Here is a 13,540-nt window from a genome sequence, read left to right as displayed (position 1 = left end):
CTCCAGACGCAGCGAGCTTTCGCCGCGCTGTTGGCTTTCGCAAAAAAGCAGGGGATTTAAGGCGTGAAGTTATTTCGGATCGAAGACGCCGAGCGTCAACTTGGCTGCTTCGCCAATCTGCGTATCAAGCACCGATTTGAATTCCTGTGCGATCTCCTCCCGCTGTACTTCTTCACCTACCCAGCGCAGTTTCAGCATGGGTTGGGCGCCGCTGGTGATGACCGACAGGCGCAAGACGATATGCCGCTGGCTCAGCCCTTCGTAGGGCACCACTGAGAAGATCAATGTAGACGGCAAGGTCTCTTTGCTGGTGGCTTCGATCTGGTCCATCGCGCTGCGGCTGGTGCGGGTTTCGCTGATGGCGTGGTCGCTTTCCGATGATGCTTTGATAGTGATGGTGCGCACTGCGGCGATGGCTTTGACGATGCTCATCTGCTGGCCGGCATCATCGGCAGCATTGAGCGAGGCGTTCCAGTCTTCGATCCAGTCGCTAAGCTCTTTCTGCGACATAGGTCGCCCTGGTACTGCTTGAACTGCTTTGTAGCCTGCTGAGGCTTTCAGGCGAAGCACTGCGCGATCATCTGCGTGACCAGGTGCAGCGTCACTGCCCAGATTGAAGATCAGCCCGCAGACCATTTCTTCCTGATCAATGAAGCCGCGAGCGCCTTCTATAGCTCGTTCAGTCACGTAGGCGCTGAAATCAACCAGCGAGTTGGTGCTGAGGGTGCCACGGAAGCGGCTGCGCCCAATCTGGTAATTTTCCAGATCAACGACTTTTGCGCCTTCGGGCAGGATCGCCGTTGGTGAGTAGGTGTTCAGCGACTTTCCGGCCGCCATGAGGGCGGTGTCGGTGACCAGTTGGATGGCTTCTTTGCTAAGGGACATAGTTCAGATCTCTGTAGGATGGGATTAAGTGCGCGGTGTGACTGGGGCCTGATCGCGAGTGAACAACTGGTCGTGCTTTTCGGCGAAGAGGGTGATGTTGCCGCCTGTGCCAACGTGCATCGGCGTGTCCAGGCTGGTGTTTTCGCTGCGGGTGCCGCGCTTGGTCGGCACTTTGTAGTCCAGCTTGTGCTTGATCTTTACCTGGCTGGATTCGCCGATTTGGCTGAAGTCCAAGGTGATGACAACCTTTCCGGCTTTGCCGTAATCGACCACACCGGCAGCGACTTCGGAGAGGGCGTGACCAATCTGACTGGCGAATGCGCCGCCGTTCAGTTCTTCAAGGAACGCTGCGGTATCTGTTGCAACTGACATGGTTTTTTCTCCGGGGTGGCTTGGAGTCCGCTGGGCGGCAGGTGGTATTGAATTTGGCGAAGGCGGCGGTGCGCTGAGGTGGTGGTGCGTTTCAAACGTGGCTGCCGAAGAAGGCGAAAATGGTCAGCATCACGCTGATGCGTAGTGCCCAATCGCGCAGGAAGCGGCCGAACTGTTTCACATCGAACTGATCTTTCATGGCTTCCAGCTCGCGAGCATGGGCGGTCGCATTGTTGTGACCGAAGCGTTCGGTGATGATCCTGCCCGTGGCGCGTTCGATCACTTCGAAAGTGTTGCTGCCAGTTGGCTTGACGATGAAGCGAGGAGCCAGCGGCGGGGCAATGACGTTTGGCTTCTGGTAGAAATCAGCAGTGGCTTGGCGTGTGCGTTCGCGCAACCCATCGAGAATGGCGCGGCGCTGGGTGAAGGTTGGGTGCATGGTCGATCCTCGACAGGGTTGCGGGTATTCGTCAGCGCTCAAGCATCGGGCGGAGTACTGACGAATAACCGCAGAATTGAAAAGCCCGGTCGAAACCGGGCTGTGTAGCGCTCTCAACAACGCCTCCGTATGTGAGAGCAAGGCCGGGGCGCGCGGAGTGGGCGGGCCCTAGTGATTTAAATGTGAATGACTGCAAATCCTCCGTTCAGGTGTGCACTGCGGGTAGATGCTCGGCAGTGGGTGTGATGCAGGTGTCCAGCGTCTGCTGGGTTGGCGTCCGCATCGGAAATCCCCATTCGACTTACGCGCCCCGGCCTTCTTCGTAATGGCTGCCGCTGCTGCGTTGGGGATTTCCGATGCGCTCTCGGCGAGAGGATCGGGCAGTTAACGACAAGCTGTCGTGACGCTGGTTGTTCAGTCGTAAAGGCCATAACTGAAATCGTGCTCGTCGCAATCGATAACCAGCTTGGCACCACCGAAGTAGATTGCGGCAGTGAGCTTTTCCCACTTCTTGTAAATCATGAAGTTGCGGCCAATGGGTGCGCCATCCAGCTTCGCGCTGTAGACCTCACCGAAGTCGTAGCCCTGCTCGTTCTGGCTCTTGACGGTGATGCTGATCCGATTAGCCAGCTCCCATTCGGTGCGCTTGGTACCAGAGGAGTATCTAGATGATGAACTGCGTTCTTCCGGCTGCGGGTCAAAGCAGATGTGCATGTGTTTGATGCTGCTGCTGTAGTTGTTTTCAGCTTCGCGAATGGTGATGTGCGGGCTTTCCCACTGCTCATCGGTTGCGCGCTCTTTGTTTTCTTCGATGAAGGCATTCAGCAAATCGCTCAGGTTTACGAATTCCGGCACGATGTCGTCTTTCAGCGCATCGTCGATTGCTGCTTGCGAACGACGAAGCATTTCGCCAGTGACGCCAGAAGACTCCCACTGTGTTTTCAATGCGGTGGCGATCAGGTCGTTGTAGCGGGTCAACTCAAACAAGTCGCTGACGTTGGATGGCAGCGCGTCTTTAATCGCCTGACTGACCAGCTTGCCCATGTCGCTGTAGCTGCGGAAGCTGTCTTTGATGATGTCGGTGAACATGCTTTCCACATGCTTGTCGATGATTTCTGCTGGCTTGACGCTGTCTGTGAAGCGGGTTACGCCATCCAACAACATGGATTGAAGTGTTTGCTCGCTCATTTGGTGCTCCGTGCTTGTCGGGGTTGTCATCCCGCTGCCCACTCAACAAATGGGCAGAAGTGATGCTGTTCGTATTGATTAGCCGATCAGGTCGACTGGCTCTGCGCGACGTATCAAGCGCAGTTCTGCAAAGCGGCGCTCTGTGGGGCGGCGGTCGCGGCGGGCCATTTGGTCGTCAGTGGCGGTGTGCATGGCGATCAGGCCAGCGAGTAGCAGACAGAGCGGGGTGATGATCTGGCGGCGCATCGCTTCAGCGATCAGTGCGCCTTGACGGTGAACGCCGAGTTTGAACATGGCGTTGGCCAGACGCTTGACCACGGTGCCCGGTGCAATGCCGAACACTCTGGCGATCTCCTTGGCGGTCAGGCCTTGAGCGACCGATAAGACGAATTGCAGCTCTCGCGGCGCAAGGCCACGGCCGAGGTGGCCTTTCCATGCGCCGTCAACGATTGTCGATTCCATGATGTTTTCTCGGTTGTTTTCCCATCTGGCCCTGTTGCCAAGGTCAGCCAGCGAAATCAGATGATTGCCGTCATCGTTTTGGAGCCGTCTCCATGACTGGTGGTGAACATCATTGGAGCTGGTCGTCCATTGCGGCGAATAAGCGTGTTCGCTTGGGTGAACACTGGGTTTGGCTCACCGTTGCCATCAGGTAGCAGGGTGCTGCACACAAGGCTGGTGCAGTCTTCACCGTTTGGGCCTTCCTCTTCATGGGCGATATCAAAGCTCGCCATCATTGCGATGCCCTGCTCCTTGCAGACGGTGATGATTTGCTGCATGAGCGGGCTGATTTGGTTGTCGTAAACCTGTTCTTTATTCATGGGTTGCTCCCAATGTTGGTGGCCGGTTGTTTTCCCAATGCACCCGGTTGCCCAGGTGCAGCGGTGAAAGTGTCCGTTTTTAAAGAACTCTCATTGCTGAGCCAGTCGGTCCCCGTGAGGGGGCTGGGATCAGGATTCCCCCTGACCGTGGTAGCCGGTGAGTCTCCGGCTTGTTGCCGTTGTTATGCGGCGATGGGGTAAATATAGGTTTGCCTTTATTTGAAGTCAACAGGTATGCCTTTATTTTTTTTAGGGGGATATGAATTTACAAGCCGATTGCTTGAAATCGCAGGGAAGCAGATAAGTTATGGCCGAAAAAAAACCCGGTGAAGGCCGGGTTCTGTGTAGCTGCATTATGTCAGCGTCTTGGCGCTCGCCTGACTGTTGACCACCAGAAGACGCGCCCGAGCATTCGTACGTCCTGGTGATACTGGTCGAGAGAAATCATCTCGTCAGGATATTCTTCAAAGTTTTCACTTCGGATCCGAATTAATCCGCCCGGAAGTCGATATAGATACTTAACGCGCAGCATGCCATCTTGGTTAAAGGCGTAAATTTCGCCGTCAATTATCGATGTGCATGCTCGGTCAAATCCAATGGCTGCTCCATCAAGGATCAGTCTCTCCATGCTCTTGCCTTTGATTCGGGCACATGCAGCATTTTGACACTCAACGCCTGCCGCTTTAAGGGTGGAGTTACTGAAGCGCAGCTTGCGCGACGCCACCTCAATCACCTCGGTCATTCCGTTGCCGCCTGCAAATTCTACCTCTGCGTAATAAGGCACCTCGCAATCATCGTCATCAAGAGGGTCTTCGGTCTCCCATGTCACCAAGTCTCCAAGAAGCTCGGCGTTTGACTCGATATCGCTAGGCATGGTTTTGAGCGAAGTAGTGGAGCTGTCGATACTTCCTGCGCCTTCTGATAACCAAATCGGGTCGACACCGCAAACTTGGGCGATTTTGATTAGGTACCCACTTGAACGCGTCAGGCCACGCTCAATTTCAGAGATCGAGGCCTGTTTTATCCCAACACGCTGAGCTAATTCAGCCTGTGTGAGGGAGGCGTTTTTGCGCGCTAATTTCAATCTGTCTTTGAGTTCCATGCCAGACAATTTATAGGCCAACCTTTAAAGTTGCAAAAAGGTATTCCTTTGAATTAGCATAAAGGAATCCCTTTATTTGGGTGGAGAACTAATGAAAAACCATTTTGAAAAACTTGTGGCTCACTTCGGGTCTCAGGCAGCGACAGCTTCCGCCCTGAACGTAAAGCAAGGTTCTGTCAGTGGCTGGGTTCGAGGTGTTCATGGCTGCTCGGCAGAGGTTGCGCTTCGGGCTGAGGCTATTACATGTGGTGAGGTAAAGGCATACGAGCTTCGGCCAAGTCTTTCAATCAACCCCGCCTGACCTTTTAGCAAGTATCAGACCTACAGGCTCTGGTAGGTAGCCAGTTGGATTAGCTGTTAATCCATACAGCGACCAAATCGCAGGCAAAAAAAAGCCGGTGGCTAGACCGGCTTTTTACAGCTTCACAACATATTTCGGGATCCATTATGAGCGCCAACCGACTTGTAGGCAACTGGGCAGCATTCGCAGTACTTCATGCAGCGGCTTCTTGCCCTTCAATGAATATCAACGGAGCGCAGCTGTGAGCGTTCAAGCTATGTCCTGGGCTCTCGCCCTACCAAAACAAACCTTAGGAAATCCTTCTGCTCGTCACGTTCTTCTCTGTTTGGCCAACTATGCCGGTAGTGATGGTCGTGGCGCATTTCCGTCTGCCAAGACCTTGGCCGAAGACACCGGTCTTGGAGAGCGGACGGTTCGTTTGAAGCTTGATGAGCTTGAAAAGTCTGACTTCATCGTCCGCGGGAATCAGGCGATCGCAGCAGCCTATATCGATCGTTGTGATCGGCGCCCCGTTGTATACGACCTACAGATCAAGCGGGGTGCAAACCCTGCACCCCGTAAAGAACGGGGTGCAGGGGAAAGCAGAGCGGGGTGCAGCTCACAGCAGAACGGGGTGCAGGAAAAAGCAGAACGGGGTGCAGCAGCTGCACCCAATCCATCACTTAACCATCACTTAACCGAAGAGCAGCAGCGCGAGCTGTCCGTGGTGATTGCTGAGCAAGATCGGCAAGTATTTGCCGCCGTCGATGACCGCCAGCGCTTCGCCATGTTTGCTCAGTGGCTACCCCCGGTAAAACCCTTAGCCGACCAGATGGCCATTGCAGGCATTCCTGGTGACTTGTTGACCGACGAGGTGCTCGCAGGGTTCAAGGGCTTTCACGTTGCAAGACCATCGACTATCGATAGCGCCGCCGGTTGGTGTTTCCGGCTAGTTACCTGGATCAAACGTGAGCATGTGAAAACTGCAGGGGCCAGTTCCCAGGCTGGAGCGACCGGGTTCGACGATGACGACACCACCTGGATCAATGGAGTTGAAGCATGAATAAAGTTTCAGTTATCGCCACTGGCCTGTGGGCCAAAGTACAAACCGGTCAGTTCATCGCTGCCGGTGAAAGCGAAAACGCTCGGCCCGCTGCGGGACTGTCTGAGGCGACAGCCAAGGTGATCAACGGTCTCTTTCGCGAACTGCGCTCGATCTTTCCTGCCTGGAAGCAAGCATGGCCGGACATGGCGACGTACAAAGCTGCCAAGCAGCAGTGGATGCAGGGCTTTCTCGAAGCGGGTATTTGCAGCACTGAGCAACTGAGATTTGGACTGATGCGAGCGCGTCAGGCTGCCAAGGATTTTGTGCCCAACGTGGGTGTGTTTATCGGTTGGTGCACGCCTACGGCGGAAATGCTGGGGCTGCCGAAACTTGCCGCAGCTCATCGCGAAGCGTGCCGCAATGCGCACCCGTCAATGGCGGGGCAGGCGCAGTGGTCCCATGACGCGGTTTGGCATACGGCCAAGGAGTGCGGGTTTGAAAACCTTAACCGTCTTGCCCATGACCTGAGCATCAAGCTGTTCGAGCGCAATTACACGATCACGGTTCGCCGTGTTCTGGCAGGACTGCCGTTGCAGAAAATGCCGCTTGCCTTGCCGCCGCGCAGTATCGAGCGCAGCGCCCCTGATGTTGGAAACAATGCGTTGGCGGCATTGCGCGCCATGCGTTCGAGAGGTGCTGCACATGCCTAACCCCAATCTGGCCCAGGTGGAGCCGAGCGCATACTGCTGCAAGGATAAATCATGATGAGCGCACTCGAAAAACAGGTTTCTGGCGACCACTACAAGTCGCTGAAAATCCAGCCTATTGAGTTCATTCACGCCAATGGCATTCCGTTCGCCGAGGGCAGCGTTATCAAGTACGTGACGCGGTGGCGTGACAAGGGTGGTTTAGCCGATTTGGAGAAGGCCAAGCACTTTCTTGAAATCTTGATCGAGCTTGAACGCAAGGTGGTTATCGAATGATTGAGGCTATCAAGATGGCTCCGTGTCCATTCTGCGAGGGGCCGCCGTGCGTAATAGCTCACGACTTCATGACAGGCGAGATCATGGCAATGGATCGACCTCAGACGAAGCACTTTGATGAGGCTTATTCGGCGCACGTCTGGTGCCACAGCTGCGGCGCCCAAGGGCCGCTCATCGATACCTGCTCGCTCGGTACCTTTGAGCATATTCATGACCTGAGGGTCGCCGACGTGATGCGCATCGCAGTAGAGCATTGGAATGGTCGAGATTCCAAGGCACGCAATTGCTATGACGCTGGAGAAGGTGAGGGGCTGAATGTCTGGCCGAGGGCTGCCATATGAGTCAGGGTGCCTCTGTAAAACTGGCGCCTGGCGCCCTCATCAAAACCCTGACCGTCAAGCTGTCCGACGCGGAGATTGGGCGCAATGCCAAGCTTGAGCATGTTCGGGATTTGCGTGATGCCGGCCATCCTGCGCTGCATTTTCGGTTTGGCAAGAACCGCACCCGAGGCTCCTGGTACTTGGTCAATAAGCGTCGTTGGCACCGTATCGGCGCGTTCCCGGACTTGAGCGCCAAGCAGGTACTGGCTGCGTTGCCCTCTGTGCGCCTGCGGGTTTCGGCAGATGCTGGCTCGGCTATTTCGCAGTGGGCGACCACGGGTGAACTGCTCACCTGGTATGCCGATCGCATGGCCCGTGACCGCAATCTTTCGGCCAAGCGCAAGAACACCGGCGCCTCGGCCATGAAGTGCCATCTGTTGCCGCGCCTCGGTGACTTGCCGTTGGTTGAGGTCAACAAGGCGGCGCTCGACAAGTTGCTGATGTGGCCGCTGCAAGAAACCCTTTCAATCGATTACGTGCGCCTGGCGTTCCAGTTGCTGGCTTTGGCGTTTCGGCAGGCGTTGGCGTTGGGCCTGATCACGTCCAATCCGATGGCGGGCATCAAGTTCAAGGACTTCTCCAAGGCCAAGGTGAGCATCAAGCCGTCTCGTTTGCGCGGGGTGCAGTTGCAGGACTTGCTCGGGGAGCTGGGGCAGGTGATGGGTAGCGAACCGGCTGACGCCATGCTGGCCCTGATGATGCTGTGCCACGGCACGCGCATTGGTGAGACCCGGCAAGCGCGCTGGTCGCATATCAGTTTGGCCGAGGGCGAGTGGTTCATTCCGGCCGAGCACACCAAGACCGGTGTTGAGCATCACCTGCCGCTTACTGAGCAAGTTCGTAGCCTATTGGTCCAGTACCGAGAAAATCAAATCGCCCGCGGCTATGACGGCCAGTACCTGTTCCCGACGCGCAATGGTAAGGCGTTGAGTGAAGGGCAGTCTTTCGCAGTGTTTACCCGCTTGGGGAAGGGCGAGTGGACCAGTCACGACCTGCGCAAGCTTGCGCGCACGGGTTGGGCTGTTCTCGGTGTTGATCACTTGATTGGTGAACTGCTGATCAACCATGCGATGGGCCACAACGTGCAGGTGTACATCCAGTCGGACGTGATGAACCGCAAGCGTGATGCGCTGGAGAAGTGGCATGCGCATCTAGACGAGAAAGGTTTGAACCTGATCCACGGGCAGACAGGCGTTAGATTCAAAGAATCCGGTAATACGCTGGAGGCCGCTAACGGCGTGGCATGCAGCACCATTCAGAAATCAACCATAGGCGAGGATTAAAAATGATGATTCGTAAGACGCTGCACCGGCCTTTGGGCGATACCGAACACATGCTTGAGCAATGGGGCTGGTGGCGGATGGACGGGATGGGGATTCCCAGTTATGCCTCGCCAATGTTGGCCTTGATGCGTGACGCGCTGCCTTCCAGCACGAAGTCGTACACGATCACTGATGAGCTGGCTTGCGCCGTTGATGGGGCTTTGGCCAGGCTGTGTAAGCGTGACCAACAGATGGGCGATATGGTGTGGCTTTACTATGGGGCTAAGTGGCCGGCAGTGCGGGTAGGTCGCCATTACAAGGTGAGTGAGATGAAAGCGCGAGAGCTTATTAAGGCTGGTGTGGCATGGGTTGACTGCGTTCTGGAGACGCTGCGCGAAGCTGCGTAAAAAAGGTTGTCCATATGGAATAGGTTTGTTTTCATGGCACCGTGTTTAGCTGTTACAGCGGGACACCACAAAGAAAGCCCGGCCATTGAGTCGGGCTTCTTCGTTTCAGGATGGTGCTGTAATCTTGTTATGGCCACTCGGCATCAACTGCAAGGATTCGCTCATGAAAAGAAACAACCTGCTAGCGAAAGAAATACTCGAAATGGTTTCCACTGAAGACAACAGTGGTGGAGGGCTTTATCGCAGCGAGATTTTCGGCATTTTCACTGAGAGATACGCGCATCAGGGCGCTGGCCTTGAGCCCGCAGTGAGTTACCACCTGCACCTTCTTGAAACGGCAGGTTTCGTGAAGGTCACCCGCACCGATCATGATGAAGACAATTTTGAGATGACTTGGGCTGGCCACGATTTTATCGAAGCCAACTAGCCGGAGATCAACACCGGTCCTCTGCACCTATACCAAGCCTCGGCATTTGCCGGGGCTTTTTCGTTTTCGGCTCCGCCACACCCGTAGCTCCAAGCCGGGAGTGCTGTTGGAGCTGATCTATTACGAGGCTCGCCATATCGGCGGGCCTTTTCTGTTTCTGGAGCCCGGTAATGACCGATCAAGCAAAACGTGACAAGCAGGCTGTTATCGATGCAGTGGTGGGTAGTGATGTCGCCATGCTTGCCACGGCCTTGAAGCGTCTGTCGAACAGCGATCCCTCGGCATTCCTCGACATCACCGGCGACCTGCTCAACACCAAGCAGCGCGAACAGTTCTCGATTATTGGCTTTGGTCGCATGCCTGACGCCTACCACGCTGATGGGGTGGTGTATGGCGCCATGTACACCGATGGCTCTACCTTTTTAAAGCGAGCCCATCCTGCCGGTGTCGGGCTACCCATTGAAGAGGTGCGCCAGGCCGTCGAGAAGGCCCGCGCCGAGTACGAACAGTCTGTGTTGAATGTGGTGCATAGTCTTGGGAGCACGATGGAGTTGCTGGACAAGATGCTCGCCGGCCACTCCTTCGTAGATACCAAGCTGACCAGCCTCGCTCATGTCGAGCTGTTGAAAGGCAAAGCGCTGCTGGTCGCGGCGCTGAATCCACTCACGCGCGACTAACCACATTCCCTCACTCCCAAGCTGGGAGGACATCGAGATGACCATGCCTGAGAAGACCCCTGAGTTTTGGGTGCTTGCGCTCGCCTGGCTGAGCCAACATGCACCGACACTCTACGCCGCAGGGCTTTCAGCCCTGATGGCTGGGGTCAGGATCATCTATGGCGGCGGCACACGGCGCCAAGCGGTGTTGGAAGCGGCGATCTGCACGTTGATCACAATCGGATTGATACCGGTGCTTGAGTACTTCGGGTTGCCGCAGAACTTTGCTACAGCAGCCGGTGTATTCATCGGCTTTCTGGGCGTAAAGAAGCTGGCCGACCTGGCAGATCGCTTCGCTGACTTCAAGCTGCCACGGCGATCAGACTGATGGCCTGTAACGGATGCGCCACTCGGCGCGCACGACTCAACAAGTGGAAGGCAATTGCATATGAACGAGCAAAAGAACTCTTTAAGCGTGCTGACGATCCTTCCCCCGCCGAGCAAAAGCCCCGGCAGCATCCAGTTAGCTCAGGGCACGAAGGTGATACTGAGTGATGGTAGTGAGCTGGCCAGGGTGCAATCGGTTGAACTGAAGGCTGAGGCCGGTGGTGCATGGACGGCGGTCATCACCGTGTATCCCGAGATCATCCAGCCAGTGAGTGCTGAGGCTGAGATCGTGGTGGTGGAACTCTCCGACATGAAAGCGGACTCAAGAACTTACGCAAATGCTGAGTCATGAACGAGCCGCAGAACTCCTTGGTTGGCCTGTTAAGCCAGGTACTGGCCGAGCAGATCAAGCAGACCGCGATCCTCGAACGGATAGCGACTCAACAAACTCAACTGATCACAGTGTTGGCGGACGAGGGTGATGACGAACCTGACCCGGATGCACTGCCGCAAACCTATATGAGCGGGAAGCGTATCTGATGGCCAAGTTACCTAGCCTCAAGTCCCGCATTAAGCCGCATGAAGGCCGCAAGATGACCTCACTCGCTGAGGCTGCGGGCAGCGAAGGCTGGGGTTCTGGTCGCGGCGGGCGTCCTTGGCGTCGCAAGCGAGAGACCATTTTGTTGCGGGACCACTACACCTGTCGTAACTGCGGTCTGGTCACTCACAGCCTTGAGGTTGACCACATCGTTAACCTGGCCCAAGGCGGTACCGAAGACGACAGCAACCTTCAGGCGCTCTGCATCCCTTGCCACAAGGCCAAGACGGCCCGCGAATCCATGGCTCATCTCGGCTGTTGAGATTCACATCTTGAGCAAGGGGAGGGGCGGGTCAAAACCTCCAGACCTTTTGTCTCGGACACCACCCCCTCCCGCACGCGCACATTTTTTCCCCTTTTCAGGAATTTTTGTTAATGGCTTTAACACCCAAGAAGCGGGCATTCGTTGACGCTTTGCGGGGCGGTGCCTCAAATAAGGACGCGGCCATAGCCGCAGGTTACGCAGCGTCCAGCGCATCGGCAGCCGGATCACGGCTTGCAAAAGACCCTTACGTGATGGCCGCAATGGCCGGAACGACCTTTAACAAAAAAACCAAGAAAATTGTTAAAGCCTCAACAGCGCAAAAACCAGCTGATGAGGTCTCACAAACGAGCGAACCGGATGACACGCTAAGCTTCGATTTGAGCAAAGCCTTGTCCTACTCCGACCCCAAAGCCTTCCTGTTGGCGGCCATGAATGATCATGGAGCCGAGGCAAAGCTGCGGGTCGACGCTGCAAAAGCCCTGATGCCTTTCATGCACCAACGTAAAGGCGAGACCGGGAAAAAGACCGAGCGCGAAAACGCCGCCAAGGTAGCCGGGGCAGGGCGCTTTGGCTCCAGTCCGCCCCCCCCATTGAAGGCAGTCAAGTAAATGCAATGGACAACCGCCTGCCCAGATTGGGAGCAAAAGCTGCGCCTGAGGCAATCGATCATTCCGGCACCCTTGTTTCCAAACGAAGCCGAGGCCGGTCTGGCCGTATTGCGCGAACTCAAGATCGTCGACGCACCCGGCAGCCCGAGCATTGGCGAGTCTTGCGCCGAGTGGGTTTTCGACTTCGCCGGGGCGATCTTCGGCGCTTACGACTACACCACCGGGCGCCGGATGATTTCGGAGTACATGTTGTGTATTCCGAAGAAGAACTCCAAATCGACCATTGCAGCCGGGATCATGCTCACAGCGCTGATCCGCAACTGGCGCATGTCGGCCGAGTTCATCATCCTGGCCCCGACCAAAGAGATCGCTGACAACTCGTTCAAGCCTGCGGCCGACATGGTCAAGCACGACGAAGAGCTGCGCGACCTGATGCACGTCCAGCCGCACCTTCGCACCATCACCCACCGCGAAACCGGCGCCACGCTCAAAGTGGTGGCAGCCGATGGCGACACGGTAGGCGGTAAGAAAGCTGTAGGGGTACTGATCGACGAAGCGTGGCTGTTCGGCAAGAACGTCAAAGCGCCGGACATCATCCGCGAAGCCACAGGCGGACTTGCATCTCGGCCCGAAGGCTTTGTTATCTGGCTGACCACGCAGTCCAACGAACCGCCTGCCGGTGTGTTCCGCGAAAAGCTCAAGTACTCCCGCGCCGTGCGTGACGGCCGCATCGACGACAACCAGTTCCTGCCGGTGATCTACGAATTTCCGCAGGACATGATCAAAAGTGGCGAGGCCCGTCTGGTCGAGAACTTCCACCTGGTAAACCCCAACATGGGGTTCTCGGTGGACGAAGTCTTCCTGCGGCGCAGCTTCAAAATGGCCGAAGAGGCGGGCGAAGAAGAACTGCGCGGCTTTCTGGCCAAGCATGCCAACATCGAAGTCGGTTTAGCGCTGCTCTCTGAACGCTGGGCCGGTGCTGACTTCTGGGAGGTGCAAGGCAAACGTCCTGGACTCAGCTTCGACGACCTGTTGCGAATGTGCGAAGTGATCGACATCGGCATCGACGGCGGGGGACTGGACGACCTGTTGGGCTTTGCGGCCATTGGCAGGCACCGGAAAACGCGCGAATGGCTGCTCTGGACCCACGCATGGGCGCACCCCTCGGTGCTGACCCGACGGCAAACCGTGGCGGCCAACTTCCATGACTTTGCCAAAGACAACAACCTCACGCTGGTCGAGCAAATCGGCCAAGACGTGGAGCAGGTGGCCAGTCTGGTCGCCCGCGTAGAACAGTCCGGCTTGCTGGACAAGGTCGGTCTCGATCCGGCAGGTATCGGCGCGATTCTCGATGCCCTGGTCGAGGCCGGTGTCCCTGAAGAGAAGGTCATCGGCATTTCACAAGGCTGGAAACTGGGAGGCGCGATCAAAACCG

General features: G+C 56.3%; 22 protein-coding genes. 15 read left to right on the top strand and 7 right to left on the bottom strand.

The genetic code is table 11. The annotated features are described in order from the left end of the window. Window positions 1-69 precede the first annotated feature (69 nt). The 7 genes from TU86_RS20020 to TU86_RS19990 all read right to left on the bottom strand — a co-directional run bounded on the left by TU86_RS20020 (window position 70) and on the right by TU86_RS19990 (window position 4,807). On the bottom strand, window positions 70-885 hold the full coding sequence (locus TU86_RS20020) for a DUF2303 family protein (protein ID WP_048366061.1): 816 nt from the start codon (window positions 883-885) through the stop codon (window positions 70-72). 24 nt (window positions 886-909) lie between these two features. Further along, window positions 910-1,257, bottom strand: a complete 348-nt coding sequence (locus tag TU86_RS20015) for a hypothetical protein (RefSeq protein ID WP_048366060.1) — start codon at window positions 1,255-1,257, stop codon at window positions 910-912. A gap of 91 nt (window positions 1,258-1,348) precedes the next feature. Continuing rightward, a complete protein-coding gene (locus TU86_RS20010; protein ID WP_048366059.1) occupies window positions 1,349-1,696 on the bottom strand; it encodes a hypothetical protein in 348 nt (115 codons plus the stop codon). A 414-nt stretch (window positions 1,697-2,110) separates the two neighbouring features. After that, window positions 2,111-2,884 carry a hypothetical protein gene (locus tag TU86_RS20005; RefSeq protein ID WP_048366058.1) on the bottom strand — a complete coding sequence of 258 codons (774 nt, stop codon included), beginning with the start codon at window positions 2,882-2,884 and terminating at the stop codon, window positions 2,111-2,113. A 78-nt stretch (window positions 2,885-2,962) separates the two neighbouring features. Further along, the gene (locus TU86_RS20000; protein WP_048366057.1) at window positions 2,963-3,346 is read right to left on the bottom strand and encodes a helix-turn-helix domain-containing protein; all 384 of its coding nucleotides are present in this window, start codon (window positions 3,344-3,346) and stop codon (window positions 2,963-2,965) included. A gap of 56 nt (window positions 3,347-3,402) precedes the next feature. Continuing rightward, on the bottom strand, window positions 3,403-3,705 hold the full coding sequence (locus TU86_RS19995; RefSeq protein WP_048366056.1) for a hypothetical protein: 303 nt from the start codon (window positions 3,703-3,705) through the stop codon (window positions 3,403-3,405). Between the two features lie 358 nt (window positions 3,706-4,063). Continuing rightward, window positions 4,064-4,807, bottom strand: a complete 744-nt coding sequence (locus tag TU86_RS19990; RefSeq protein WP_048366184.1) for an XRE family transcriptional regulator — start codon at window positions 4,805-4,807, stop codon at window positions 4,064-4,066. Between the two features lie 91 nt (window positions 4,808-4,898). Between TU86_RS19990 and TU86_RS22680 the strand changes: the two genes are divergently transcribed. The 15 genes from TU86_RS22680 to TU86_RS19920 all read left to right on the top strand — a co-directional run. After that, window positions 4,899-5,108 carry a transcriptional regulator gene (locus TU86_RS22680; RefSeq protein WP_082152930.1) on the top strand — a complete coding sequence of 70 codons (210 nt, stop codon included), beginning with the start codon at window positions 4,899-4,901 and terminating at the stop codon, window positions 5,106-5,108. Window positions 5,109-5,364: 256 nt separating this feature from the next. Beyond that, complete coding sequence (locus TU86_RS19985; protein WP_048366183.1) at window positions 5,365-6,150, top strand: helix-turn-helix domain-containing protein; 786 nt, start codon at window positions 5,365-5,367, stop codon at window positions 6,148-6,150. Next, window positions 6,147-6,842, top strand: a complete 696-nt coding sequence (locus tag TU86_RS19980; protein WP_048366055.1) for a replication protein P — start codon at window positions 6,147-6,149, stop codon at window positions 6,840-6,842. The genes TU86_RS19985 and TU86_RS19980 overlap by 4 nt, the downstream gene beginning before the upstream one ends. A gap of 54 nt (window positions 6,843-6,896) precedes the next feature. After that, the gene (locus TU86_RS19975; RefSeq protein WP_048366182.1) at window positions 6,897-7,115 is read left to right on the top strand and encodes a DUF3310 domain-containing protein; all 219 of its coding nucleotides are present in this window, start codon (window positions 6,897-6,899) and stop codon (window positions 7,113-7,115) included. Beyond that, window positions 7,112-7,456, top strand: a complete 345-nt coding sequence (locus TU86_RS19970) for a Lar family restriction alleviation protein (RefSeq protein WP_048366054.1) — start codon at window positions 7,112-7,114, stop codon at window positions 7,454-7,456. The genes TU86_RS19975 and TU86_RS19970 overlap by 4 nt, the downstream gene beginning before the upstream one ends. Further along, window positions 7,453-8,778, top strand: a complete 1,326-nt coding sequence (locus TU86_RS19965; RefSeq protein ID WP_048366053.1) for a tyrosine-type recombinase/integrase — start codon at window positions 7,453-7,455, stop codon at window positions 8,776-8,778. The genes TU86_RS19970 and TU86_RS19965 overlap by 4 nt, the downstream gene beginning before the upstream one ends. Window positions 8,779-8,780: 2 nt before the next feature. Continuing rightward, window positions 8,781-9,164 carry an antiterminator Q family protein gene (locus TU86_RS19960; RefSeq protein ID WP_193387793.1) on the top strand — a complete coding sequence of 128 codons (384 nt, stop codon included), beginning with the start codon at window positions 8,781-8,783 and terminating at the stop codon, window positions 9,162-9,164. Between the two features lie 163 nt (window positions 9,165-9,327). After that, window positions 9,328-9,591: a DUF2513 domain-containing protein gene (locus TU86_RS19955; protein ID WP_048366052.1), complete on the top strand. Its 264-nt coding sequence runs from the start codon at window positions 9,328-9,330 to the stop codon at window positions 9,589-9,591. Window positions 9,592-9,761: 170 nt separating this feature from the next. Next, on the top strand, window positions 9,762-10,268 hold the full coding sequence (locus tag TU86_RS19950; protein WP_048366051.1) for a hypothetical protein: 507 nt from the start codon (window positions 9,762-9,764) through the stop codon (window positions 10,266-10,268). 37 nt (window positions 10,269-10,305) lie between these two features. Then, window positions 10,306-10,635 carry a phage holin, lambda family gene (locus tag TU86_RS19945; RefSeq protein WP_048366050.1) on the top strand — a complete coding sequence of 110 codons (330 nt, stop codon included), beginning with the start codon at window positions 10,306-10,308 and terminating at the stop codon, window positions 10,633-10,635. Between the two features lie 60 nt (window positions 10,636-10,695). Then, the gene (locus tag TU86_RS19940; protein WP_053076075.1) at window positions 10,696-10,986 is read left to right on the top strand and encodes a hypothetical protein; all 291 of its coding nucleotides are present in this window, start codon (window positions 10,696-10,698) and stop codon (window positions 10,984-10,986) included. Further along, a complete protein-coding gene (locus TU86_RS19935; RefSeq protein WP_048366049.1) occupies window positions 10,983-11,174 on the top strand; it encodes a hypothetical protein in 192 nt (63 codons plus the stop codon). The genes TU86_RS19940 and TU86_RS19935 overlap by 4 nt, the downstream gene beginning before the upstream one ends. A 53-nt stretch (window positions 11,175-11,227) precedes the next feature. Next, window positions 11,228-11,494, top strand: coding sequence for an HNH endonuclease (locus tag TU86_RS19930; protein WP_088500079.1), 267 nt, complete (start codon window positions 11,228-11,230; stop codon window positions 11,492-11,494). Window positions 11,495-11,607: 113 nt separating this feature from the next. Further along, a complete protein-coding gene (locus TU86_RS19925; RefSeq protein ID WP_048366047.1) occupies window positions 11,608-12,105 on the top strand; it encodes a terminase small subunit in 498 nt (165 codons plus the stop codon). Beyond that, window positions 12,106-13,540 (top strand): terminase large subunit domain-containing protein (locus tag TU86_RS19920; RefSeq protein WP_048366046.1); only part of this gene is annotated, 1,435 nt, incomplete at its 3' end. It abuts the gene before it with no gap.

Source organism: Pseudomonas weihenstephanensis, assembly GCF_001043055.1.
In the GTDB taxonomy this organism is placed as follows: domain Bacteria; phylum Pseudomonadota; class Gammaproteobacteria; order Pseudomonadales; family Pseudomonadaceae; genus Aquipseudomonas; species Aquipseudomonas weihenstephanensis.
The sequence above is the reverse complement of the archived record's forward strand: the minus strand, read 5'-3'. Positions and strand labels throughout refer to the sequence as shown.